General features: G+C 42.5%; 25 protein-coding genes. 6 read left to right on the forward strand and 19 right to left on the reverse strand.

What is annotated here, in order from left to right; all coding sequences use genetic code 11:
* The first annotated feature begins 10 nt into the window (after positions 1-10).
* On the forward strand, positions 11-772 hold the full coding sequence (gene fnr / locus AC0VYI_RS12925) for a fumarate/nitrate reduction transcriptional regulator Fnr (RefSeq protein ID WP_199475738.1): 762 nt from the start codon (positions 11-13) through the stop codon (positions 770-772).
* Positions 773-797: 25 nt separating this feature from the next.
* Positions 798-1,340: an adenine phosphoribosyltransferase gene (locus AC0VYI_RS12930; RefSeq protein WP_199475739.1), complete on the forward strand. Its 543-nt coding sequence runs from the start codon at positions 798-800 to the stop codon at positions 1,338-1,340.
* Positions 1,341-1,580: 240 nt separating this feature from the next.
* Here the strand turns inward: AC0VYI_RS12930 and AC0VYI_RS12935 are convergent, their stop codons facing one another.
* The 5 genes from AC0VYI_RS12935 to AC0VYI_RS12955 all read right to left on the reverse strand — a co-directional run bounded on the left by AC0VYI_RS12935 (position 1,581) and on the right by AC0VYI_RS12955 (position 6,815).
* Complete coding sequence (locus AC0VYI_RS12935; protein WP_475443365.1) at positions 1,581-2,924, reverse strand: IS1182 family transposase; 1,344 nt, start codon at positions 2,922-2,924, stop codon at positions 1,581-1,583.
* Positions 2,925-3,009: 85 nt separating this feature from the next.
* Positions 3,010-3,576, reverse strand: coding sequence for a YfaZ family outer membrane protein (locus AC0VYI_RS12940; RefSeq protein WP_475443367.1), 567 nt, complete (start codon positions 3,574-3,576; stop codon positions 3,010-3,012).
* 10 nt (positions 3,577-3,586) lie between these two features.
* Positions 3,587-4,423, reverse strand: coding sequence for a tRNA 2-thiocytidine(32) synthetase TtcA (ttcA, locus tag AC0VYI_RS12945; RefSeq protein ID WP_199475741.1), 837 nt, complete (start codon positions 4,421-4,423; stop codon positions 3,587-3,589).
* A gap of 92 nt (positions 4,424-4,515) precedes the next feature.
* Positions 4,516-5,073: a SprT family zinc-dependent metalloprotease gene (locus AC0VYI_RS12950; protein ID WP_233407656.1), complete on the reverse strand. Its 558-nt coding sequence runs from the start codon at positions 5,071-5,073 to the stop codon at positions 4,516-4,518.
* A gap of 8 nt (positions 5,074-5,081) precedes the next feature.
* Positions 5,082-6,815, reverse strand: a complete 1,734-nt coding sequence (locus AC0VYI_RS12955) for a RecQ family ATP-dependent DNA helicase (RefSeq protein WP_475443370.1) — start codon at positions 6,813-6,815, stop codon at positions 5,082-5,084.
* A 112-nt stretch (positions 6,816-6,927) separates the two neighbouring features.
* On the opposite strand from AC0VYI_RS12955, the gene AC0VYI_RS12960 reads away from it, so the two are divergent.
* Positions 6,928-7,596 (forward strand): YecA/YgfB family protein, encoded by a 669-nt coding sequence (locus AC0VYI_RS12960; RefSeq protein ID WP_475443372.1) that lies wholly within the window; start codon positions 6,928-6,930, stop codon positions 7,594-7,596.
* 53 nt (positions 7,597-7,649) lie between these two features.
* Here the strand turns inward: AC0VYI_RS12960 and AC0VYI_RS12965 are convergent, their stop codons facing one another.
* From AC0VYI_RS12965 to AC0VYI_RS12995, 7 genes are all read right to left on the reverse strand, one after another.
* Positions 7,650-8,804 carry a SpoIIE family protein phosphatase gene (locus AC0VYI_RS12965; protein WP_475443374.1) on the reverse strand — a complete coding sequence of 385 codons (1,155 nt, stop codon included), beginning with the start codon at positions 8,802-8,804 and terminating at the stop codon, positions 7,650-7,652.
* 10 nt (positions 8,805-8,814) lie between these two features.
* Positions 8,815-9,117, reverse strand: a complete 303-nt coding sequence (locus AC0VYI_RS12970; RefSeq protein ID WP_475443376.1) for an STAS domain-containing protein — start codon at positions 9,115-9,117, stop codon at positions 8,815-8,817.
* Between the two features lie 23 nt (positions 9,118-9,140).
* Positions 9,141-9,452, reverse strand: coding sequence for a BolA family protein (locus AC0VYI_RS12975; protein ID WP_475443378.1), 312 nt, complete (start codon positions 9,450-9,452; stop codon positions 9,141-9,143).
* A 106-nt stretch (positions 9,453-9,558) separates the two neighbouring features.
* The gene (locus AC0VYI_RS12980) at positions 9,559-12,975 is read right to left on the reverse strand and encodes an SbcC/MukB-like Walker B domain-containing protein (RefSeq protein WP_475443379.1); all 3,417 of its coding nucleotides are present in this window, start codon (positions 12,973-12,975) and stop codon (positions 9,559-9,561) included.
* Between the two features lie 15 nt (positions 12,976-12,990).
* Entirely contained in the window at positions 12,991-13,707 is a 717-nt protein-coding gene (locus tag AC0VYI_RS12985) for a DUF4194 domain-containing protein (protein ID WP_475443381.1), read from the reverse strand.
* A complete protein-coding gene (locus AC0VYI_RS12990) occupies positions 13,707-15,098 on the reverse strand; it encodes a Wadjet anti-phage system protein JetA family protein (protein WP_475443382.1) in 1,392 nt (463 codons plus the stop codon). Before AC0VYI_RS12990 ends, AC0VYI_RS12985 begins: the two co-directional genes overlap by 1 nt.
* Positions 15,099-15,133: 35 nt before the next feature.
* Complete coding sequence (locus AC0VYI_RS12995) at positions 15,134-15,514, reverse strand: sirohydrochlorin chelatase (RefSeq protein WP_199475749.1); 381 nt, start codon at positions 15,512-15,514, stop codon at positions 15,134-15,136.
* 200 nt (positions 15,515-15,714) lie between these two features.
* On the opposite strand from AC0VYI_RS12995, the gene AC0VYI_RS13000 reads away from it, so the two are divergent.
* Complete coding sequence (locus AC0VYI_RS13000; protein ID WP_475443384.1) at positions 15,715-16,602, forward strand: TIGR01777 family oxidoreductase; 888 nt, start codon at positions 15,715-15,717, stop codon at positions 16,600-16,602.
* Positions 16,603-16,612: 10 nt separating this feature from the next.
* On the opposite strand, the gene AC0VYI_RS13005 is transcribed toward AC0VYI_RS13000, so the two are convergent.
* From AC0VYI_RS13005 to AC0VYI_RS13030, 6 genes are all read right to left on the reverse strand, one after another.
* Positions 16,613-17,122, reverse strand: coding sequence for a DNA topoisomerase family protein (locus AC0VYI_RS13005; RefSeq protein WP_475443386.1), 510 nt, complete (start codon positions 17,120-17,122; stop codon positions 16,613-16,615).
* A gap of 30 nt (positions 17,123-17,152) precedes the next feature.
* Positions 17,153-17,524 carry a hypothetical protein gene (locus tag AC0VYI_RS13010; RefSeq protein ID WP_475443388.1) on the reverse strand — a complete coding sequence of 124 codons (372 nt, stop codon included), beginning with the start codon at positions 17,522-17,524 and terminating at the stop codon, positions 17,153-17,155.
* A gap of 8 nt (positions 17,525-17,532) precedes the next feature.
* Positions 17,533-18,279: an HAD family hydrolase gene (locus AC0VYI_RS13015; protein WP_475443389.1), complete on the reverse strand. Its 747-nt coding sequence runs from the start codon at positions 18,277-18,279 to the stop codon at positions 17,533-17,535.
* A complete protein-coding gene (gene hemH, locus AC0VYI_RS13020) occupies positions 18,280-19,275 on the reverse strand; it encodes a ferrochelatase (protein WP_475443391.1) in 996 nt (331 codons plus the stop codon).
* 218 nt (positions 19,276-19,493) lie between these two features.
* Entirely contained in the window at positions 19,494-20,312 is an 819-nt protein-coding gene (locus AC0VYI_RS13025) for a TSUP family transporter (protein ID WP_475443393.1), read from the reverse strand.
* 90 nt (positions 20,313-20,402) lie between these two features.
* Complete coding sequence (locus AC0VYI_RS13030) at positions 20,403-21,338, reverse strand: chemotaxis protein CheV (RefSeq protein WP_199475756.1); 936 nt, start codon at positions 21,336-21,338, stop codon at positions 20,403-20,405.
* A 115-nt stretch (positions 21,339-21,453) separates the two neighbouring features.
* Between AC0VYI_RS13030 and AC0VYI_RS13035 the strand changes: the two genes are divergently transcribed.
* Together AC0VYI_RS13035 and AC0VYI_RS13040 are read left to right on the forward strand one after the other, a co-directional pair.
* Complete coding sequence (locus AC0VYI_RS13035) at positions 21,454-22,659, forward strand: EAL and HDOD domain-containing protein (RefSeq protein ID WP_475443395.1); 1,206 nt, start codon at positions 21,454-21,456, stop codon at positions 22,657-22,659.
* A 9-nt stretch (positions 22,660-22,668) separates the two neighbouring features.
* Positions 22,669-23,436, forward strand: a complete 768-nt coding sequence (locus AC0VYI_RS13040) for a TatD family hydrolase (protein ID WP_475443396.1) — start codon at positions 22,669-22,671, stop codon at positions 23,434-23,436.
* 30 nt (positions 23,437-23,466) lie between these two features.
* On the opposite strand, the gene AC0VYI_RS13045 is transcribed toward AC0VYI_RS13040, so the two are convergent.
* A complete protein-coding gene (locus tag AC0VYI_RS13045; RefSeq protein ID WP_199475759.1) occupies positions 23,467-24,153 on the reverse strand; it encodes a TetR/AcrR family transcriptional regulator in 687 nt (228 codons plus the stop codon).
* Positions 24,154-24,191 lie beyond the last annotated feature (38 nt).

A 24,191-nucleotide genomic window follows, 5' to 3' on the forward strand; every position in this document is an offset into this window, starting at 1 on the left:
GGAGAGTGAAATGCCCGCAACACACACACAATCACGTTTTAGCAGTAAGTTATCTTCTCAGTGTCAAAATTGTAGCTTAAGTGCGCTATGCCTACCTATCGCTCTGGCAGACGAAGATATTAATCGATTAGATCAAATCATTGAGCGAAAACGCCCTCTAAAGAAGGGGGAGGTGTTATTCCATCAAGGCCAACCTTTTAGTTCTGTCTTTGCCGTGAGAACCGGCACACTAAAGACTTTTAATATTACCTCTTCAGGCGAAGAACAAATCACAGGCTTCTATTGCCCTAGCGAACTGGTTGGTCTAAGCGGTATCGATGATAATACCTACCCTATTTCTGCTAAAGCACTAGAAACAACCACCGTATGCGAAATCCCATTCAGTCATTTGGAGAATCTTTCCGCACAAATCCCGTCACTCAAACACCAGATGTTCAAAGTAATGAGCCGTAAAATTGGCGATGATCAGCAAATGATGGTACTTCTGGGCAAAAAGAATGCTGACGAAAAAGTAGCCTCATTCCTTCTTAACCTATCGAACCGCTTTAAAAAGCGTGGTTATTCAGCGACGTCCTTCCGACTTTCCATGTCCCGTGGTGAAGTGGGTAACTATTTAGGCTTAGCAGTAGAAACAGTTAGTCGTGTGATCACACGCTTTCAAAAAAACGAATTAATCCAAGTAGATGGTAAAGAAATTTCCATTATTGACTTGCCAGAAATGCAAAAACTCGTGGGAGTTGCGCCTGACTGTGGTAAAATAGCTCAGTTTTGAACTACAAACTAGGCGCACTTTGATTATGCTGTATGATGATTTCTACGTTAAGTCATTAATTCGTTCTGTTGAAGACTGGCCAAAGCCAGGCATCAACTTTCGAGATATCACCCCTATTTTTAGCGACCCAAAAGGCATGCGTATGGTCGTTGATGCTTATGTGCATCGCTATATTACCAGCGATATTACTCATATCGCTTGTATTGATGCTCGTGGCTTTTTGATCGCGGCCGTACTGGCATATGAACTACAAAAACCGCTGATTTTGATCCGTAAAAAAGGGAAACTGCCTGGCAAAACCATTTCACAAGCGTACGACTTAGAATACGGTTCCGCTGAGTTGGAAATTCAGGAAAACTCAGTAAAAACTGGCGATAATGTTTTATTGTTTGATGATCTTATTGCTACAGGTGGCACCCTATTAGCAGCTATTGAGCTATTAACGAGCCAAGGTGCAGAGGTTAAAGAAGTGGCCGCTATTATTGACCTGCCCGATCTAGGTGGAAGCCAAAAATTACAGGATAGAAACATCCCCGTTTTTAATCTGTGTGCGTATGAAGGTGATTAATCATCTATTTGCCTTTATTCACTAGAGGCAGTCTAAAGCATCAATAAAAAAGGTGGCGAATGCCACCTCAGGTTACTGATAAACCCCAGTTTTTTGCTGGGGTTTTATTTTTCTGAGTCTTTTGCTCACATTCCTTCCTAAGTGACTCAAGATATCTCATTAGTTACTTAGAGCTCTTTGAGGCCTTTTATTAAGGCTCTGACTATCGATTTCGTCATTTTTTTGAACAAATAAAAGCCTCTAGCTAAGCATTAAGGCTATCTTTTTCATATTTTGGGCGGCTGCCGTTAATAGACATTGAGAAGCTACTTTATCTGTTCCTCGAAATCGTGCATATCGATAGCCATGCAGCTCTTTTGCGTCGGCAAAACTTCGTTCCACGGTTTCCTTTCGTCTGGCATAAATGACTTTGCCTAATGGGGTTAGCCGATGGGCATTGATGCGTTCTTTGCTATCTTCCCAAACATGACGCGTAATGGTTTTGACCGATTTTTTGTTTGTGGTGCAGCGGTGCTTTTCTGGGCAGTTCGCGCAGATCAGGCTATCTGAGTCGTAGTGACGGTAACCTTCTCGAGAAGTGGTTTTGTAAATGAGTTTTTCACCTTGCGGACAGAAGTAGACATCTTGTTCCCTGTCGTACTTGTATTCGCGTTTATAGAAGAAGCCTTTCTTGTGATTAGGACGACGATAGCCCATCACGGCATAGATATGTCGTTCTTCTAACCCATGACAAACTGCCGAGGTAAAGTACCCCGCATCGACTCCGACCGATGTGATGAAAAGCTTAAAGCGTTCTTTGATTCGGTCCAATCGCTCTAAATAAGGGACAGCATCGTGGACATTGCCTGCGGTGACGTGTACGTCAGTAATAATGTTGCAACGTGCATCAACCGTTCGGTGATCTAAGTAGAAGAACCCTTTGGGCTTAGTATCTCGTACCATATAGCCACTCTCTGGATCCGTCGTACTCTGCTTGATTTCACGACTCTCCACCTTGTTTTTTTCAGGTGGTAAAGGCTTTTTTCCATGAACGAGTCGATCCTCCTCAACGGCCTTATCGAGCTCATCCATATACGCCTGTCGGGACTGTTCAACCACTACTTTTTCAAAATGCTTTTTGTTCGCATTGGCTTTAAGGTGTGTGGAGTCCGTATAAAAGGTGTTTCCGCCAACTAACTTGTGTTTTATAGCCTGGAGTACGATCTCATCAAAGATCTTTTGATAGATATCGGATTCCTTAAAACGACGTGTGCGGTTTGCACTCAAAGTGGAAGCATCGGGAATTTTGTCAGTCAGGCCTAAACCTAAGAACCAACGATAAGCGACATTAACTTGAACCTCTCTAATCAACTGACGTTCACTACGAATACCAAAAAGGTAGCCAATAAATAGCAACTTAAACATGAGAGTAGGATCGAGAGCGGGACGACCGTTATCCGCGCAATAAAAATCCTTCACAAGATCATGTAGAAAGGAAAAATCAATAATTCGATCAATCTTGCGAAGCAAGTGATCACTGGGGACGAGCTCGTCGATGGAAACAAACTCTAAAGTAGACTGGGTTTGAGGGCGTTCTTTAAGCATGCCGTTATTATAAAAAATCCCCGCCGAATGGCGAGGACTTTATCAGCAGTCTGAGGTGGCGAATGCCACCTTTTTTTATGCATTTTTAAAAGACCACATTGGCACCAACAGAAATGCCATCATTACTTTTTTGGCGCTGACCGTTTTTGTAAATGGCTTCAGTCGCTCCGTAACTAATAAAAGCACGAGTATTGTGTGTTGTCATATACTCAAGGCGCGCGTTATAGGTATACATATGATCCAGTCGAGAAATCGTTAGAACCTCAGGAGAATAATAACCGGAAGCGTATATGCTTAAACGATTCGCCATTGGGAAGGTATAACGATACCAACCACCTAACGCTACCGCTAATGCAAGATCATTATTTTCATCTTTTAAATTAGAATCGAGAGCATATAGACGCGCCCCTAGTCCAACCTGCAACGGCCCCGTTGCATCTGTATCTTGAATACTCAAGCCTGCATAAGCAGAAGAGGTATCTTTATCCGCATCATGCGTCCCCCCCGCATCAATTGAAAAAGGGCCTGCATCAATACTGGCATCCGCTTTCAACAAATCGTTTCTTAAGTTCACACTTACGTTAGAAGCCAATACCATGGAAGAGCTTAGTAGCCCTGCGGTCAACAATAGCGCTTTGTTGCTTAGTTTCATTAGAACTTTCCTATAGTGAAATAATATTCAATTTATTAAATGCATCTTCTGATTGTTTTAAGCCTTTAAAATCAAACAGCTCATTATCAGCAAGATGGGAAGGCACCACATTCTGCATGGCAGTAAACATAGAATCGGTTCTGCCTGGATAATCTTTTTCCCACTGCTGAAGCATATCTTTTACGACTTGCCTTTGTAGATTCTCTTGTGAACCACATAAATTACAAGGAATAATGGGATAAGCCTTCATATCGGCAAATGCTTGAATGTCTTTTTCCTTGCAATAAGCCAATGGTCGAATAACCATATGCTTTCCATCATCACTTAACAGCTTAGGCGGCATAGACTTTAACTTACCACCGAAAAACATATTTAAAAAGAGCGTCTCAAGTATGTCATCTCGATGATGACCTAAAGCAATTTTAGTCGCGCCAATCTCTTCTGCAAATCCGTAAAGTGAGCCACGACGTAAGCGAGAGCATAATCCACAAGTAGTCTTACCTTCTGGAACGATTTCTTTGACGATGCTATAAGTGTCTCTCTCTAAAATATGGTAATCGACTCCAATTTCGTCAAGATAGGCTGGCAACACATGCTCGGGAAAACCTGGCTGCTTTTGATCTAAATTCACAGCGATGATGCTGAAATGAATAGGGGCGCTGGCTTGTAAATTTCGTAAGATATCCAGCATAGTAAAAGAGTCTTTACCACCAGATAGACACACCATCACTTTATCACCGTCTTCAATCATGTTGAAGTCGACAATGGCCTGACCTGTTAAGCGTCTTAAACGCTTTTGCAGCTTATTAAACTCAAGTTTTTCTTTCGGGTTGTTAGATAAATCCATTATGTACACGCTATAAACTAAATGCCGCTATCTTACTATAATCATTATTTTGTCGCATTAAAAAAGCAGCAACTTGATAAAAAGCTTGCACATTAGTGACGCTTTGACAAATCATCCACAAAATGCAGCTTAGTCCCACACAGCTTGCAAATATACTCTGTGCCTTTTTGCGCTCTAGTATGACGCTGTTTGGTGAACGTGTGCGTTTGACAATGGCATTGGTAGTAATAACTTTGTTTTGGTGGTGGAACATCAAAGCTATGGGTACGTTGTGGTGGAAGTCCATACACTTTGTGCATTACCGCCTGCCACTCTTTGCCATGTGGTCGCACATCATTTCCGTATATCTGAAACACAATAATATGAGCAACCTCATGGGGCACAACCGTCTCCAAAAAGTCCTGAGGATTTTGCTGGTACATATACGAATTAAAACGCACTTCATTTTTGTGCAAATGAGCAGTACCTGCAGCTCGTCCCTTTTGACGTAGATTCGCATTTGGTAACTCAAACTCAGTGCCGAAGAATTGATTCGCTCTGTTTATGCAGTCTACTACTTTACGCTGTATAGTCGCTAGGATCTGTTTTGGCGCATCAGTCTCATAGGATTCATTCTCCATATCGAAAGAAAGTTGGCTTTTGGCATACATAGGCGGCCCTATTCCTCGTTGGTTCTTACGTCATTCAAGATGGTCAACAATTGCTCTGCATAAGAAGAAATTGCTTCAACGGATAGCCCTGTTAAACGACTCAATGATGCAATATTGCTTGGCTTATGCTTTTGCACTAGTCGCAACTGACGATCTGACAAAGGATTATTCTGCACTCTACTTTTCCAAGTTTTTAGTTTATGCCAATCTATCAGCTCTTTATGAAGCGCATTCTCATCTAATATTGGATAATAACGCTCATGGGGCAAAAGTATCTGCTCTTCTCCCTTCAAAACTCGCTTGGCCTTTTGATTCAAGTGCACACAAAAAGTAGTGGAATGGTCTATTTTTATATAACTAAATCCAATTAAGTGCCGAATCACCGCCTTCCACTGAATATCGGTAAATTCCCTGCCTTTTCCAAATAAAGACAGAGTTTCACCTTGAACGCTTATAACACCTTTGTTGCGTTTTCCAAGCAGGACATCAATCAAGACAGAAAAAGGCTGCACCCCTTTTGTATAATAAATAAGAGAAAGCATTTTCTGTGCCGCTATGGTCGCATTTTGCTCAGAAGACGGTGACAAACATCGATCACAGTGTCCGCAAGGCTCAATTTCTTCTCCAAAATGCGCGAGAAGATGTTTGCGGCGACACCCTCGACTTTCAAGTACTTTAAAAAGCGCACACAATCGATCATGACTTTCACCATCACTAAATTGTTGCGCCTGCAGCATATCTTGAAGCCCATACAATAATAAGGATTTTGCAGGCTTACCATCTCTACCAGCGCGACCAACTTCTTGAAAGTAGGCTTCCGGACTGCTCGGTAAATCAAAATGAATAACAAACCGAATATCAGGCACATCAATGCCCATACCATAAGCTGTTGTTGCTACCATAATGACACCAGGCTCATTCAGAAAACGTTGATGATGCTTTTGCTTATCTAGCTCATGCATGGCTGCGTGGTAAGGCAAGCTAGTTAGCCCAAGGCGTTCGAGCCAGCTCGCTAGCTCTTGGGTTTTTTTTCGTGAACGGCAATAAATAATACCCTTTTCACCCGCCATTTCATGGTGCAAAAAATACAATATTTGCTGCTTAGCTTTACGCTTTTGAGCAATTTGAATCTCAATATTCGTCCGATCAAAACTGTTTTTTAAACGTAAACACCCGCTGATTTGCAGGGAATTTTCAATGGTCTGAATCGTTCTTAGATCAACCGTACCGGTTAACGCAATGATAGGAACCTTGGGGAAAGTGGCGCGTAGAGCCCCCAATTGGCTATATTCCGGCCGAAAAGCCTCACCCCATTGAGCGATACAATGGGCTTCGTCAATAGCAAAAAGGGAAATTTGAATATCTTTTAAAAAGCCAATTACCGTTGGTTGCACTATTTTCTCAGGCGACATAAAAAGCAAATCAACCTGATCATGCCGCAGAGCCCACACCAAATCTTCTTGTTCTTCGATATTCAAAGCAGAATTGAAAAAATAAGCATTGACCCCCGCTTTTCTGAGCACATCCACCTGTTGCGCCATTAATGCTAGTAGTGGGCTGATGATAATGCCAATACCCTCACGTATTAACCCAGCAGATTGATAGACTAAGGACTTACCACCGCCAGTAGGCGCCATCAACAAAACATCACTCCCCGAACAGAGGGCGTCAATGGCTTCCTCTTGTAAGGGGCGGTAGGCTTGGTAGCCGAAACGGGACAATATAGTGTGTTTGGTTATCATAAGAGAATTATCTCTTAAGTAAGGTCATTGTGCATCGATTTTTAGACGCTTTTTCGCTAGAATTCGCCACTTAATCCGCTGAAATCACTTTTAAAGTTTTAGGAAACCTCATATGGCACACCAACCTCTTGATGATCTTGAGTTAGATACAATAGAAACCTTTTTAGAATCCGATCGAGTTCATGAAGAATGTCAGAATTTCGTTATGGCCCATGGCTTTTTAACCGCACTGGCTATTTGCCCCGCTCAGTTTACCGAAGAGCAATGGCTTCCTGTTATTTTTGAGGAAACCCCAAACTTTGAAAGCCCAAAAGAAGAAAAGCAAATCACTCAACTGATGTCTCGTTTGTTTGTCGACATTCAAAAAGAGCTTGAGTCAGAAGACGAATTTCTCATTCCATGCGAGTTAGAGATGGGACCAAGCCCAGAAGAACTCAGCGAGCTTCAAGAATGGGCCACCGGTTTTATGGAAGGCGTGTTCATGACAGAAACCTTCTGGTTTGAAACCGAAAAAGAAGAAGTCGTGGCTGAACTTTTGCTCCCTATTATGGTGGCCTCTGACTTATTTGACGATGAAGAAGTGATACAGATCAGACAGAGCGAAAAACTCACTCGCTCCTGTATTGAACAAATTCCTGAAGTTGTAACAGATCTCTTTCTCGTACTGCGTACTGAACCAGAAAAGCGCCCAACTCCCTCAGCATCCAAACACGCGAACAACAAACAAACAGGCAAAAAAACCAAAAACAACAAAAAGAAAACACACAGTAAAAAACATTAGTCACGAAACGTTCTAGCCTAGTAAAAGCGATGATGTCTTTCTGTAATTATCGCTTATTTTTCGGTCATTTTTTTTCTTACAGCAACAAAGGTTATATCATCTATCTGTTCTGAATGGCCTTGGTATTGAGATAGTTTGTCCTTTAGATCCTCTTGCGCTTGATTTAAATCGGCATTGGCGTAACACGCTGATACAAGCGTTTCCAAGGACTCAGCTCCTAACATTTCTCCAGCTTCATTTTTTAACTCAGAAACACCATCGGTCGCAATAACTAAAGTATCCTCTGCACCGATACTGAATTCACCTAACGTATTATCAAACTCAGATGGCCCTAAAATCCCTAATGGCATGTGCATAGATTGTAAATAGTCAAGTTTGCCATCTTGACGGCGGATATAGGCTTTGGGCATACCGCCCCCCCAAAAGAACAAGTGGCCACCGGGTTTAATTAATACGATATAGGCCGCGCAAAACATATAATCGGGCAGGATACTGATCAACATACGATTAATATGGCTTGCAAGTTTAGAAATTTCTATATGATCGTCTACCGCATCAAAAAATGCTTGCGCAACCGGTAAGGCACCAATGGAAGCGGAAAGGCCATGGCCCGTAAAGTCCCCTACAAATATAAGGCGAGCCCCATCAGAACGAGAATTAACAAGCGCTAAATCGCCATTGAAACTGGCGGCAGATAATCGGGTGACAGCCACATTATGGGAGGTATTTTCACAGCGTATTAGGACATGATCAAGCACTTGATGAGCCATTTTATGCTCACGCTCTATCATGGCTTTGTAATACACCAACTCTCGATTTTTTTGCGACATCTCTTGCACAAGCATCACCTGGCGCTTGTGACTCTCTATACGCGTATTAAATAGAGCCTCTTGAAATGGCTTCGGTAAAAAGTCATCAGCGCCAGCGTTGAAGCACCTCTCCATCGTTGAATCAGAGGATTGTGACGATAAAAAAATCATTGGAACAAAACGATCATTAGCCTTTAATTTGAGCTCCCGGATGAGAACTAAGCCGTTCCCTCCTTTGACAAGGACATCTAGGGTAACTAAATCAGGCTCCCAATCTTCGAAAAGATCAATCGCTTCTTGAAATGTCGTGGCCGTCTTTACATCTAACCCATGATCCTTAGCACACACGCTAACGATTTCACGGTAAATAGGCTCGCTGTCGACACACAAAAGCTTCATTAAACTGCCTTTATCGAATAGTAAAACGTTTATCAAAGCGAGAAATCATCAAAATATTTTTGATGAAGTCATTAGCACCTTTTAATTCTATATCGCACTCATCCCCTAAACTGTTTTTCATGCTAAGCAGCATCCCCAGCGCAGCACTATCCAAATACTCAACCTGACTCATATCAACACGAAAAGACATTGTCTGGCCAATAAAACCAGCATAAGCGTCTTTAAATTCATTGAATAGAGAAAAATCGAAACTTCCAACAACGATAATATCAACACAATTATCAGCTTGATGATAATTTACTGTAATACTCATATGAACCATCATAACGCGAGTTATTACCCGCGTCCTCCTCCGTGGCAATTAGGTGAAGCAGACACATCACCTTGACGTTCCAGCCATTCCTCAGGCGTAAACAGATGCATTGCTAATGCATGAATAAGATCCATTTGTTTAGATAATACACGATACACTAACTGGTGGCGCTGCACTAAACGCTTGCCAGAAAACTGATCGCTGACTAAAACCAATTTAAAATGTGACTCGCTACCTTCCGGCACATTGTGCATATAGCTCTCGTTTTCTAAAACGAGATACTGAGGAGAAAGCTCCTCCTCTAAGTGCTGTTTAATATCACTTTCTATTTTCATTATTATCTCGGTCTATCATTTAATCTAGTCGTTCTAATACTATATTAACCGCATATTTCGCAGTCATATAGTATTCATGTCATTAATCCGTTAATAACATTTGCCTTTACGCTGGATTTAAAACGGCTTCCATGTCGCCATTTAGCAACGTTTGTCCTTTTTCTTTTGGATAAGCCACGTCAATAGACACAGCCCCACCCTCGCGCCACACACTGATTACCGTATCCATATTAGCCGCCATAACAGCCCGTTTATCATCAGGCGCCGCCGCGATAACTTGCAAACCTATGTCTTTCATAAAGCCCATACAAGTAGACGTTTTAATCATATCGATTTTGTTAAACGCCTCATCGAACATCGCCAAGGAGAAGCCGCCGACAATGTCACCATCCATTGTCTCGTGCAACCGATAAGTCGTAGACAAGGCCGCCGCAATTGCCAAATAAAATGGAATTTGGTGTTCACCACCCGACCCCGTCTGAATACGCTGGCTCAACGTTGTCTTCTTGTTACCATCCGCATCGAGAATATCGACTTCGAAGTTATAAAATTTACGATAATCCGCCAGATCCTGCTGCTTCTCTTCGTCTGTAATCAACTCTTGGATTGCCGTGATGGCACGCAAATGCTCTGGATCTCCCGTCATTTCAGGATCAAACAAACCACCGACATTCGCTTGATCTTGTGCGCTGAAGCGATCAACCAAATCAAGAATATCTTTCATATCACCATTTGGGTAATAACGGAACTGGTAAGTTTCATTATTAAAGGGGCGACGTTTTAAACTGTGATTGAGTTCTCTAATAATATGAGCGACCTGATCCAAAGAATCTTTAAGTTTTGACACATAATCAGAACGGAAAGTTTCCTCTGCTTCTCGTCTGGCAAGCTCGGCACGTTTGGCATATTTTGCCAACTCCGTTTCACTTAACACGTCAATTTGATAATTCACATAATGCTGAAACTCTTCAAATTTGGATTCCAAATAATCCAATTGGATATCATTATCCATATTCGCATTGTGATATTTAGCATAGTGGTCAGCCACATCTTTGCGTACTTTTTGATCAAAGCCTCGGGACTTATCTTCTGCTTTTTCTGCACGACTGATAGCTTCCTTATAAATGGCCGCCCCATTAACCATACTGTTTTCTAACAGCGCATAACGCTCACTGGCAAATTCCGCATTATAAAGCGGGCTGGCAGTGAGTCGGTTACGCTCTTCATCAAGAGCCGATAAGGCAGAGCTCAACTGGTTTTTTTGTGTATTCAATGCGCCGTATTGCTCGGAAATTTGTTGGCGTTCGCGGTCTAATTTTTTCTGATCTAGCTCTACGGTTTCAATGCGCACTTTCAGCGCTTCAATCTTCTCTTGAAGGTCTTTATCATCATGCTGCTGAAGTTGGGCAATTTCCACTTCGACACTTTCAAGCTCTTGTGTCAGTCGAGTGACTGCGTGGGTCGCATTATTTAATGTTTCAACATCAAACTGATTGCTAGCCATAATGCGCCCTAACAGATTATCTGCCTGCTCTAAGCGTTGATCAGCCTTAAGGTGATCCATCAACTCACCACTTAATTTGGCCAATTGCTCTTCACGGGACTGCCTCATACCGTCAGTATTAATCCCCACCATCATGTGTGGTACAGAGCGGATAGTGGAAATGCTACCAGACAGCTTCAACATACCATCAGCGGTCATTGCGCTTTCTTCACGCAATAATTCTCGCTCTGTTTCTACCGGTTTGATGCCCCCTAAACGGCGATTCAAATACGCCTGGGCATGGTCATTGTTGCAACGAATAAATTTGAGCGCTGAATTACGATCACCACGGCTTAGCCATAACCGAGTCTGAGTTGTATCAACAACACGACAGCCCATTAACTGACGACGATGGGCTCGGAAAATTCGAATCGCTTCTTCCGCATCCTCAGGCTCAACAATCAAGGCTTCACGCTGAGCCCCTAAATACCCTTCAATCGAATCTTGCCATTTACGATCCGTCACCTCTGCCAAATGACTAAGAGGGGTTGCCGTGATCTGAGCGTCTTTTAATAGCGCAATCAAACGCTTGGTATTTTGCGATAATGGGCTCACCCCACCTTTCAAGGAAGACACATCCGACTCAAGTTGCTTACACTCATCCTTCAAGTTCAAAATGGTACGATTTAATTCTGAACGCTGCCTGAAGACCAGGGACTTTTCAGTATCTAAACTTTCATTGAGCGCACTCAATAGTTGAGTTAACGGTTTTAAACTCCCTTCAATACGGCCATCTTCACTAATCAAGCCAATATAACTGCCTGTTTCTTTTACCAGCGCATTTGTCTGTTCGGATAACAGATCCTCAAACGCCGATAAAGATGACATCAACACCATGATTTGGCGAGCCTGAACAATGGCCTTTTGATCTTGCTGAGCTTGCAATACTAAGAACTTTTTATTCTGCTCTAACTGCTGAAGCTTAAGTCCAACATCAGAATGCTCATACTGCTGTTCTAAGCGTAACAATTGCCCCTGCAATTGCTTAAGCAAATGTCCTTGAGTCGTCAACTCCTCATCAATTTCTTCTTCACGCTCTTTATGGAGTTCGTACTGGTCTTGTATGTCATCTTGTTTGGTACTTAACTCATCAAAACGCGCTTCCGTAGCGATCCAATGATAATTAACCGCCGTTTGCTCCTGCTGGTGTTTTTTCTCACACTCTTGCTGGATCAATTTGAGATCGTCAATACGCTTGGAGACTTCTTGGGTTTTGCTTTCCAATTGACGATATTCATGGAGTGATTTTTGATACGCCCCCACCTGAAGTGGCGCTTCTGCTAAAACGAAATCTTGAACAAAACGCGTAGGCGAAGCGATGGGCACAAACTTTAAGGCGTTTTTAAAGTTTTTCAAGAAACTATCAAGGGTAATCAACTGATCAGAACTTGGGCTAAGCTCTTCTAAATAGCGATTGATATATTGTGTAGCAGAAGCACTGCCTGACTTAATGTAAGGATCTAGGCAGGCTTTTTTCATATTTTCCCGCACTTCAATCCAAGGTTTTGCCTTATAGCTTTTGCCTTCCATCGCATCAATAAAGTCTTCTTTATGAACCCCCAGATTTGGCAACACATAACGACCCAAGGTATCCTCCTCAGGTGACGCCAACGACGCACTTAATGCAATACCAACCGTCGATTCCTTACCTGTGATAGAGTCTTCAAACACTAACGCCAGATAACTGATAGCATCTTGCCTTGGTTGCGCACCGAAGCTTTTCGAGTTGGCTTGGCCTGAGTCAATCATCCCCAAAATATAAGAGCGAATACTACGACCACTCGCCTTACCATCGTTTGCACTGGCGTTATAGTTAAGATGGCGCTTACTCGCACCAGTTAAGACAGTCTGAATGGCATCTAGAATCGACGATTTCCCAGAACCCGTTGGTCCGATAATCGCGGTATTACCTCGGATATTGATTTCTTCTGCACCCAACAGGTACCAGTTTACCAATACAATTCGATTTAACTTTTTCATGTCTTGGTTCCTGTCCTAGTCTTCTTTTGTCATCGATTCTGTTGTATTTTTACCATTATTAGACTCGGCGTCATTAGATCCGTCGACACTCACATCTGAGGAACTGGACTGTTGAGCATCATCTGGATCTAACTCAATATCGTCATCGTCAGGATCTACACCATTGAACGACTCCAGTTGACGCAAGTAAGCCTCCGTCACAATTAATCGCACGACGGGCGTTATATTAATGATCATATTTTTGCTGTCTTCATCGTAAGTTTTACCACGAATAATGACACCATGACGGCTAAATAAACTGAGAATGTCTTTAAAGCGCGTTTCCGTTGGAATTTCTCGCTTCACCAATTGCACATAGCGATCCAATATCGTATGTGTATTCGTGGCGACAAACCCATTATCGACTTCGAAGTTTTCCACTTTTTCTTCGTATATTTGGCGCAGTACCAATAGAAAAAGGGTTTCATCGGTTTTTAAACGAACAAACGCTTCGCGCTGAACGGGTAAAACGCCTGCCAAACGCTCATTCTCATTCACATATAACTTCATACCCAGCGCATCAAACACATTGGAAAAATAATCATGATATGACTCAACCAATAAATAGTGCTTTCTTTGCCCATGCTTAAAGGCGCTCACGAACTGATTCGCGAGTACGAAGTTGGCGGTTTGTTGAAACTCTTGAGCGTCTTTTCCAGACTCCTCAACCACTTTCTTTAATTCTCTAAGCATTACGCTTGGCTCCTACGCACTACATTAAATTCACGACATTCTACAAAGTCATGCACATCTAAATAACGCTCTGTAAATTGTACTTCAAACGCTTTTTCTATTTTCTTTGCGGTTACCCCCAAAGAGCCGACATAGCGTAAATGATCAAAGCACACTAAGTCTTCGACCGACTCAATGGTGAAGTCCAAGATGTGCTTGTTCTCTTGGGTGTTCATTTGCCGTTCCAGATAACTTTGCAGCTTGGTCACCGTTACTTGGCGGGCTTCGTGGAAGCGGCGTTGCTGATCTCTCAGTTTAATGGCATCAATAGAAACTTCCGCTGGGGTCATCACTCTTGGTGGTGGCGGCTCTCTGCGTTTCATCGGCTGTGCCGCAGATTCCATCCCCACAACGCGAGTACCAATGACATTTTTTAAGGTCGGCAAGCGCTCGAATTTGGCCACATCAGATATAATCCCAGATATTTTATTTGCCATGCCTGGGCGAGAACTGTCCATATAGCGAGCCGTATCAGCGGCGCGTTTTTCTAATCGATAACGGTATTCATCAATGCGATCCAAACGTTGCTCAATGGTACTGAAGGTTTGAATAATGTCTCGACAGTCTTTTTCTACCAGAGCTTGCGCTTCGGCCATGGTAATTAACTGTTGATCCACATAACATTGGGCCACATCGCCCATTAATGCGGGGTTGGACAAAAATTCCTGAGCGTACTCTAGAATTTGCCGTCTAAAGCGAAAAGGGTTATTGCTGGTTTTGATGGTTTTATAGTCTGCGATTAAGATGCCTTCTACAAATAAATCAAAAAAACCAGCCACGATGGCTTTTGGATCACGGCTTGAAAACAACTCTCTTTGTAAGCTACGGATCCCCAGCAAAATCTGATTAAGATGGGCCGAGAAATCCCGCGATGCTTCAGCGGATTGACTCAAAGTCACCCCACGCTCTTTGGGATGTTTCGCAACGGATTCCAAGTTACTTAGAATGCTCAGCACCGTGGCCCCATAGTTGCGTTTACCATGACGGCTAATTTCCACCAAAGCACGCAACAACATAGAGATTTGCGGCGTCATCAATACACTGACACGGTACAGTTCTTGCTCTTCAACAAGCCATCCGGTATTGACTAGCCGATGATAAATTCTTAGGGCGTAATCATGAATGGTTTTAGGGGATTCGAAGGATTCCTTTTGCTCATCGTGCCAAGCGTAACTGTCTAAGTTATGCAGAGTATCTTCAATCGATTCAATAATAGTCGATTTTTCTTTAATAGGATCTTCAGCGTGGTCGTAAAAAACCTCCGCTAAATCATACAATACCGCTTCAATTAAACCACGGTTTGAACCAGATAGTGCTTGGAAAATTTCATCAGGAAGGTGTCTAAAAAGCATCCATTATGCTCCAAAGCTAGAGAGTAAAGTCAGCATTAATTGTTTTGTCCCAAATGATGAGCAATAACCTGATCCATGGCCTGTTTGACGATGTCATCTTCACCAATAGGAGACAGTAACTCTATCTCTAAATCATCACGTTTTAGACTTTCTATTTGAGCCGGCACATCATAACGTAAATGGCGCCCTACCGCGAAAAACAATGGCAAAACAGCCACTTTCTTAACACGCTTATCTAAATGTTGCACAACGTCTTCCAAACTGGGCTCTGTCAACTCCATATAAGCCAAACTTGATCGCTCTGCACCGAAACGAGAAATCGCTCGATCATATAACGACTCGAAAGGCTTCTTCCACATAGGGTCTGGGCTTCCATGTGCAAGAAGTATGATGTGATCGTATTCTTTGCGTAGCATTGTGATACCTAATGTTTCTTAATCCCCCCATTTTAGCCATCATAAGGTAGAAAAAGAAGGCGTTTATAGAAAAAGCTTACTTAACTGTACAATAGTTAAACCACTTTTGGAGATTTTTGCTTTTCTATGGAAAGCATTGATCCCATTTCCTTTTTTTTGCGTAATCATTATTGTATTTGAAAATAACTAGGGCCATAAAAATGAAGATACTTGTATCTGGAGCAACCGGTTTTATCGGACGCTCACTTATTCCTACTCTGCAAAAAGCAGGGCATCAAGTATATGCATTGGTGCGTCAAACAAACAGTCGTCTGGATAAAAGTATTCAGCAGTTTACCGTCCATACACTAAAAGAACTGGATGAACCAATGGACGCCTTTATTAATTTAGCAGGAGAAGGCATTGCCGATAAACCGTGGACAGAAAAGCGCAAAAAAAGTCTATTTGATAGCCGTGTCACTCTAACCAAAAAAATTCAACAAGCGCTTAAATACTGCCCCAAAATCGTTATATCCATGTCAGCCGTCGGTTTGTACGGAAGCGACTCGAACCAAACCTACCATGAAGAAAGCCCTCTAGCACAAGATGGCTTTGCCCATGAAATTTGCCAAGCTTGGGAGAAAGCGGCAATAGACTTTGCAACGCACGGTGCACGCCTAGTCATTTTCCGACTCGGTGTCGTATTAGGCCCTAACGGTGGCGCCTTAGACAAAATGCGCCCTGCTTATTTATTTGGCTTGGGCGGGAAAATTGGCAATGGTAACCAATGGTTTTCTTGGGTACACATTGACGATGTCATCAAGGCTATTAATCAAGCCCTATCAGATGAGAAGATGCAGGGAGCATATAACCTTGTTGCCCCAGACATCATTCAACAGAAAAACTTTGCAAAATCTTTTGCAGCGTCACTTAATCGCCCTGCTGTCTTTCCTCTGCCAGCCTTTATCTTGGAACTGGCTCTGGGCAACATGGCAAGCCTATTAACAAAAGGCCCTAAAATCCTCCCAACTCGACTAACAAATGAGGGGTTTGAATTTACCTATCCTGCAATTGATGGCGCCTTGATAGCGGTTCAAAATCAGCGTTAGCGCTTTTTCTTTATCTCTTTTTCCTAAGTACTGGCATGCCATTATCATCATTCAAGGTGTGGGTGCATTTGGGGTATTGAATACAGCCCCAAAAATAGCCATTTTTGCTTTTTTTCCTAACCAAGTAATGGCCACATTCTCGACAAGGATATTTTTTGGTGCTAGCTGGCACGCCATCGTCATCTTCAACCGTAATTTTACAATCAGGGTAATTACTGCACCCCCAAAACACATTATCCTTAAAGGTTTTACGCCTCAATGGCGAATGACAAGCGGGACATAAGTAACGTTTTGCTCTAACAGGCTTACCTGCTTCATCATTGGCCGTGTAATCACAAGTAGGATAGGACTCACACCCCCAAAACACCCCGTTTTTCCCTTCCTTACGGAGCAGAAAATTACCGCATTTAGGACAGCGATAATGGACTTTCGGCGCGACGATCCGCACGTCATCTTGGGAAAGGAATTCTTGCTCCCAATGACTCGAAGGTAAGTCGTTTTTATCGTCGTATCCTGCCATGATGTCCCGCTTCAACCATCCAAGACAGGGCTATTCGCCCGCTTCGGTGCGAATTTTCTTAGCACCATCACGGGCTGCATCAGCGGCTTTACCACCCAGCTCTTTCATTTTTTTCCAGACAGAGGAACCAACGTCCTTGCTTTTTTCCGCCGCTACCTCTCCATATTTAGAGGCATTCTTAGAGGCTTTATCCGCAATAACGCCACCTTTTTCTTTTGCCACCTGCCAAGCTTCTTCCCCCTTTTCAGCGGCTATTTTTCCATATTTAGAGGCTTTTTCTGAGGTGATGTGCCAAGCCTTATCGGCCTTTTCTTTTAAGGTCTCCGGCGCATCTTGATCCGCCGCATGAGCAAATGGAACAGCAAACAATAACAAAGAAAAAAGAATCGCCAAAACTCGCATAGAACACCTCATAATAGATTGTCAGAATGACCTAACCAAGAAAGAAGAGAATCAATAGCCTCAAGTGTGACTAAATCAGGATATTTAACTAAGTCTTTTTCTAAGACTTGCTCATGAGCCCACGTACAATGATAGGGAACATGAATAGCTCGTGCTCCAATATCCAATACAGGAAGCACATCGGACTTCAGTGAATTACCCACCATAAGAAAGTTTTGCTTATCAATCTTATGCTCCTCCAGAATCCGCTGGTAAGCCATTGGTGTTTTATCACTCACCACTTCAATGTGATCAAAATACTTTACTAATCCAGAACGAGAGACCTTTCCTTCTTGATCCAATAAATCGCCTTTAGTAATCACCATTAACTGGTAATTCCCATACAATTTGCTCAAAACGGTCTCGACATGATCAATAAGCTCAATCGGAGCAGAAAGCATGGTGCGCGCAAGCTCAATAATTTGATGTATTTTTGAGCCTGTTATGCGTCCTTCCGTCAGTTCAATAGCCGACTCGATCATCGATAACGTAAAGCCTTTAATGCCATAACCAAAATACTTGAGGTTGCGCACCTGTACTGCCCCAAGATGGGAACGAATATACGGTTCATCATGATAACTGGACAATATCTCAATAAAGGCATCTTGTGCATGATTAAAAATATCTTCATTACGCCATAGCGTATCGTCTGCATCAAAAGCAATGACTTTGATAGACGATCTCGCTGCGCGAAAATTTGTATTGCTATCGACCATTTAAGCCAACCACTGAGATGTGTTTTTCTGGATCATATCCAAGTATAAAGCGACATGATCATCGCTATCGTTCAAAGCAGGTATATAATCAAACGCTTCACCGCCGTGCTGTTTAAACTCGTCACCCAGCTCCAACGTAATTTCTTCCAACGTCTCAATACAATCAATGGCAAAAGCGGGACTAATAACATTCACCTTTTTAATGCCTTTACCTGGCAACGCCTTAAGGGTGTCACTTGCATAAGGCTTTAACCATTCTTCACGACCAAAACGAGACTGATATACATGTGTCCAATCCCCCTCTTTTAAATCAAGCTCTTCTGCCACCAAACGAGTGGTATCATGGCAGCGACGAGCATAAGGGTCGCCGTTTGTGACATAGCGCTTGGGAATACCATGATAAGACAAAATCAAATGGCGACGCTCGCCTTGTTTGTCCCACTGGTTTCGCACCGAGTTAGCCAGCGCTTTAATGTATAAAGGGTGGTCAGCATAATCTTGCAATAGTTGTAACGCTGGCCAATGGGGGCACTTTTTAAGGGAGGCCATTAACCTATCGTAACCGGCTGCTGTAGTCGTACCTGAGAACTGTGGATACATAGGAACCACAACAATCTTATCCACGCCAGCTTTGCGCAGTTGATCTGCGGCCATTTCCATACTTGGATTTCCATAGGTCATCGCCATTTCAACTGGTATCGCTTGACCTGTCTCACGCTGCAGTGCGGCCTTCACTCGCTCTTTTAAGCGATTTCCCAGCACCATCAGCGGCGATCCTTCATCCATCCAAACCTGTTGGTACACTCTAGCCACTTTTGCAGGACGTATATTTAAAATAACCAGATTCAAAATAGGCTTCCAAAGTAATGGATTTAAGTCCACCACACGTGAATCGGAAAGAAATTCTTTAAGAAAACGACGAACTTCTGGCGCTCTCGGTGCATCAGGCGTTCCCAAGTTAATCATCAGAACACCGTATTTTGGCGTATTTGTCATGTCATTCCTTATTTATATGTAGAAATTCGGCAGAATAATCCCTTACCGCATTAGGCAAATTTTCAGAAAAAACGCGTCTGATTGAATAAAACCCCAAACCATTCATTCCTAATAGTATATTGCCTTAGATAAGGCTAGAGCGAGAAAAAAACAAGGCATATCAATGTCGCTTTGTCAGCTCCTTAGCCTCGGCAGCACCATGTGCTGTAAAATAAGGCTCAATTCATCCATATTCTTAACGCCGCAATGACCAAGAAGAGCACTGCCGACACATGAACGACGCCTTTATCTAGCGTATTGCCTTTATTACGGCACAAAAGGTAAGCCGCCAATTGACTGATCGCGAGCAGCAAACAAGTGGGTAAATGAACCGCACCAATAAAATAGTGTGTACCACTAAGGGCAAAGGCCTTGGCAGGAAAAGAAAAGCCAACCATTGCCGCAACAACCACAAACAAGGCAAGACCAGTCGAAACACCACTCACCTGCTCTTTTTTTATGATATGCATCTGCAACATCACAGAATAAAACAGCTTTCCAGAACTGGCCGACATCACACTGACGCACCCTATCAATAAAGTAATCGGCAAGCGGAAAGCACTTTGTGACAGTTGGGAAAAGCAACGCCACTTAGATAGCTCATCAAAAGGACGATAGAGTAGAAACACGTTAATCATCGCCATTACGACCAATAAACCAAGTAATAATTCAAAGGTAACGAGGGTCATCAAGGATACAATTTGAGCACCAATTACTCCTCCCATGGCGGCGCCAGGTGCAAAGGCAATCAAAGACTGGGAGTCTATTTGTTGTGTTTTCATATCATGCAGCCAATCAACTAATAGCATCGGCGCCATGGACGTTATAGCGGTTGCAATCACTGGAACAATAAGCGCTGGTGGAGGAAGTTGAAAAACAGGCATAAAAAGCAAAACGGTGGGCACGATAAACAATGCACTTCCCATTTTTACCGTGGCAAACAAGACCCCAGAGAAAGCGCCACATATGAGCAAAAAAACAACAAACTGAATATCCACAGATCAGACACCTTATTTACAGCACGATGCATAATAAAAAACAGGCCCATTAGCCTGTTTTTTTTAAAACCTCTTTTTACCATGACATAATCAGTCACTCTTCATCACAGTACGAATTCGCTCTTGAATTAAAGTCGCTAATTTATCTGGCTGGAATTTGGATAAAAAGTCATCACAACCGACTTTTTGCACCATCGCCTTATTAAAACTGCCACTTAGGGATGTATGCAAAACAATGTATAAATCTTTTAAGCGAGGGTCTTCACGAATTTCACGGGTTAAACGGTAGCCATCCATTTCCGGCATCTCAGCATCGGTAATCACCATTAACAGCTTTTCAGGCACACTCTCTTCCGTCGCCGCCCAGTTTTTCAATTTTTCGAGGGCACGCTTACCATCAGTCGCTTCATGAACCGTAATTCCCATATAATCCAGCGTTGAACGGCATTGCGCCAAACCAACGGAAGAATCATCAACCACCAGCACCTCTAACCCTTTCGCCACTTCCATTAAATCATCATCAATGATATCTGGACTAATGCTGGTATCATAAGGAGAAATAACCGCCAACACTTTCTCAACATCAATGATTTCAACAAGACGATCATTAACCCGTGTGATAGCAGTTAAATAATGCTGACGACCCGTACCATCTGGAGGTGGTAGGATTTCGTTCCAGTTCATATTAATGATTCGATCAACCTCACCAACCATAAATCCCTGTACTGTATTATTGTATTCTGTAACAATCAGATTACAGGGCTGGCCCCGATCAATGGGTCTCATACCAATGGACTCCGATAGATCAATCACTGGAACAGTTCGGCCCCGAAAATGCGTCACGCCAGCAACAGAAGGATGACGATGTGGCATCAAGTTCAATTTCGGTAGTTGCACTACCTCTTGAACTTTGAAAACGTTAATCGCGAACATCTGCATTCCACCAAGGCGGAACATCAGTAGTTCTAATCTATTTTCGCCAACTAACTGCGTACGCTGGTCTACGGCGTCTAACATGCTTGCCATACATTACTCCGGACTGTTTTCCATGTTCAATATAACTTCATTATAACCATGATATTGTATTACGCTTGAGCTTACAGTAATTTTTTGCATCAAATAGGTATCCAGAGAGTATTTAATGATCAGTAAGGATTTTCTTTTCACTCGCCAAACAATTGTCGGACATAACACTGCCGTCAAGGCAAATCATTTGCTTCACCTTGATGGCATGAAAAAAGAAGCTAGCCATTCTTTTTTGGCAACGCTTTTTTCATATCTCGACCTAGTCGACACCATAAAACCCTACCCCATTTTTATTAAGACATTGTGTAGTGAAGTAGAAAATATTCCATCGCCACCTGCATCATTCAACTTTGTTCTCTTTTTTGATGCCCAAAATATCGCTCGCAGACAAGCCAACAACACGCAATGGGATGACCTGTTTACTGAATTACGTCTGCAAGGTTATCAACTTGGTATTCGTAACCCGTCGCTAGCCATGTTAAATCGAATATCCATTGACCCGTTCATTTATGTTGAGCTTAATTTGGCAGACAGCAGTGCAACCGAAAGCATCAATCTTTGTAACCACCCAGCACTAAGTCAAAAAAACCTTTGGTTTAGTCGTATCAATTCTCAACAAGAACTAACCCTGGTGAAAGAAAAAACCACGGCCCAATGGTTTAGTGGTGATTTTCTCTCTGAAAGTGTCCCGGTGAAAGGGCGAAAAATCCCCACCTACCGTTTGATATTATCAAAATTATTAACCATTTTAAAAAGCCAAGATGGTTCGCTCAAACAAATGGCAGAATGCATAGAAACCGATCTAACATTGACGTTCCGAGTCATCAAACTCACTAAAACCGTCACCTACTATCGCCAATTTAATGTGCAAAATGTACAGCGGGCAATTGAAATAATCGGTTTTCGGGACCTGATTAAATGGGTTAGTTTAGCCATGTTCAGCAGCATTGATGGTAAACCTGATTGCTTATTTTCCATGGCCGTTCATCGCGCTTGTTTCTGCGAATCCTTAGCAAGAAAACTTTACCCTAGAGAAAATGGCGCTTTTCTAACTGGATTATTCTCTTACCTGCCCAGTTTTTTTGATGAGCCACTGGAACAATTAGTAAAAGATTTACCCTTAGCACCAGACATAGCTAACGCGCTAATCGACAAAAAGGGCAACCTTGGCTACACCCTAAGCCTTGTGATGCACTACGAATCAGGGCGCTGGGATAATATTTTATTTGACACCCTTGCAAAAAGTGGTGTGTCAAAACAAACACTTCGAGAGCTTTATATTGAAAGCTTACGTGATGCAAAAGAAATTTATTCGAAATGAGAATGAGACATGATTGATATTGGTGTAAATATAAACCACAACGATTATTTAAAGGATTTAGAAGAAACACTCCTACAATGTCACCAAGCCGGCGTGGAAGGCATTATTTGCATTGCCTCAGACTTGTCAGAAAGTAAAAAAATACAAATCCTGTGTGAAAAACACCCACAAATGTGGTTTACCTTAGGCTGTCACCCCCACCAGGCAAAAAGCTGGACCACTGCAAGCGCGGAAAAACTCAATAAATTAATTGAGCAAAAACGCCCCGTGGCGGTCGGTGAAACAGGACTGGATTTTAATCGTAATTATTCAACGCGAGAAGAGCAAATCTATGCCTTTGAACAACAAATAGACATAGCAAAAGAACACAGCCTACCTTTGTACTTGCATGAACGCGATGCTCACCAAGATATGTTAACCATATTAAAACGCCACTATCATGGCGAAGTGAAAGGGGTTGTGCATTGCTTCACAGGTTCAAAAGACACTTTGCACGCCTATTTAGACTTAGGGTTATACATTGGCATCACAGGCTGGGTGTGCGACGAACGCCGCGGACAAGACCTGCAAGAGGCCATTCCATATATACCCAACGACAAATTGCTGTTGGAAACCGACGCCCCTTATCTCTTACCCAGAAACATTCGCCCTCGGCCAAAAAGAAATCACCCTAAATATTTACCTTGGGTCGCCGCTGAAGTTGCACGACTAAAAGGCATTCATGTTGATGATCTGGTTCAACAGACACAAAAAAACACCAGCAGGCTGTTCTTCTAAACCTTGCTGGTGTTTCTTGCTCATCACTTATCAGACAAATTCCATATCGTCATAGGCTATTGCCAGCGTGGAAATGGGCAAAGGTGTTAGGGGAGTCACGGGACAACTCATTAAACTCAGTTCACTAATATTCTCAATCTGAATACCTACACTATTGAGACAAATATTCGCTACCTCATTCATGAAGTCTTCGTCCAATGACTGCTTAGTGAGATAGCGATTACGAATAATGAAGAATAAGCCGCTTTCAATAAACTCTGTGGTGATGTCAATATCGTTTACTCTAAAGACACGCTTAGACACTCCTTCGATCAAAATAGCTTTTAGAGCTTTACGAATACCCCCTTCCAGCCTTTCGCAGAAACTATTCCCACCATAGAGATAAGAGGCCCACTTAGGCTTGTTTATTGTCAGGCTAATAAAATACTTTACGAGTAAAGTAAGGCGCTTATCAATTTCCTGATGCGTGGTTAACAACAAATCCAAATCACGGAAAAGCACATCACTGAGCACTTTCCTCACGTCCATCAGAGCCGTATCTTTACTATCAAAATAATTGTAAAAGGTACCGATACTGACATTAGCATGTTGTGCAATATCCTGAACAGAAACTTGATTCCACTCTCGATCGAGAATCATCTCTTGGATAGCTGAACGAAGTTTGTCCAGAGTTTGACTGCGTTTACTTGGCGACTTCATATTAAATCTCAATGTCATTTCATCTTCCATCCATAGATAAATAAATTCACTTGAAG

Source organism: Marinomonas sp. 63XJN7_9_ISO-PGPR-S23-217 (genome assembly GCF_056173515.1).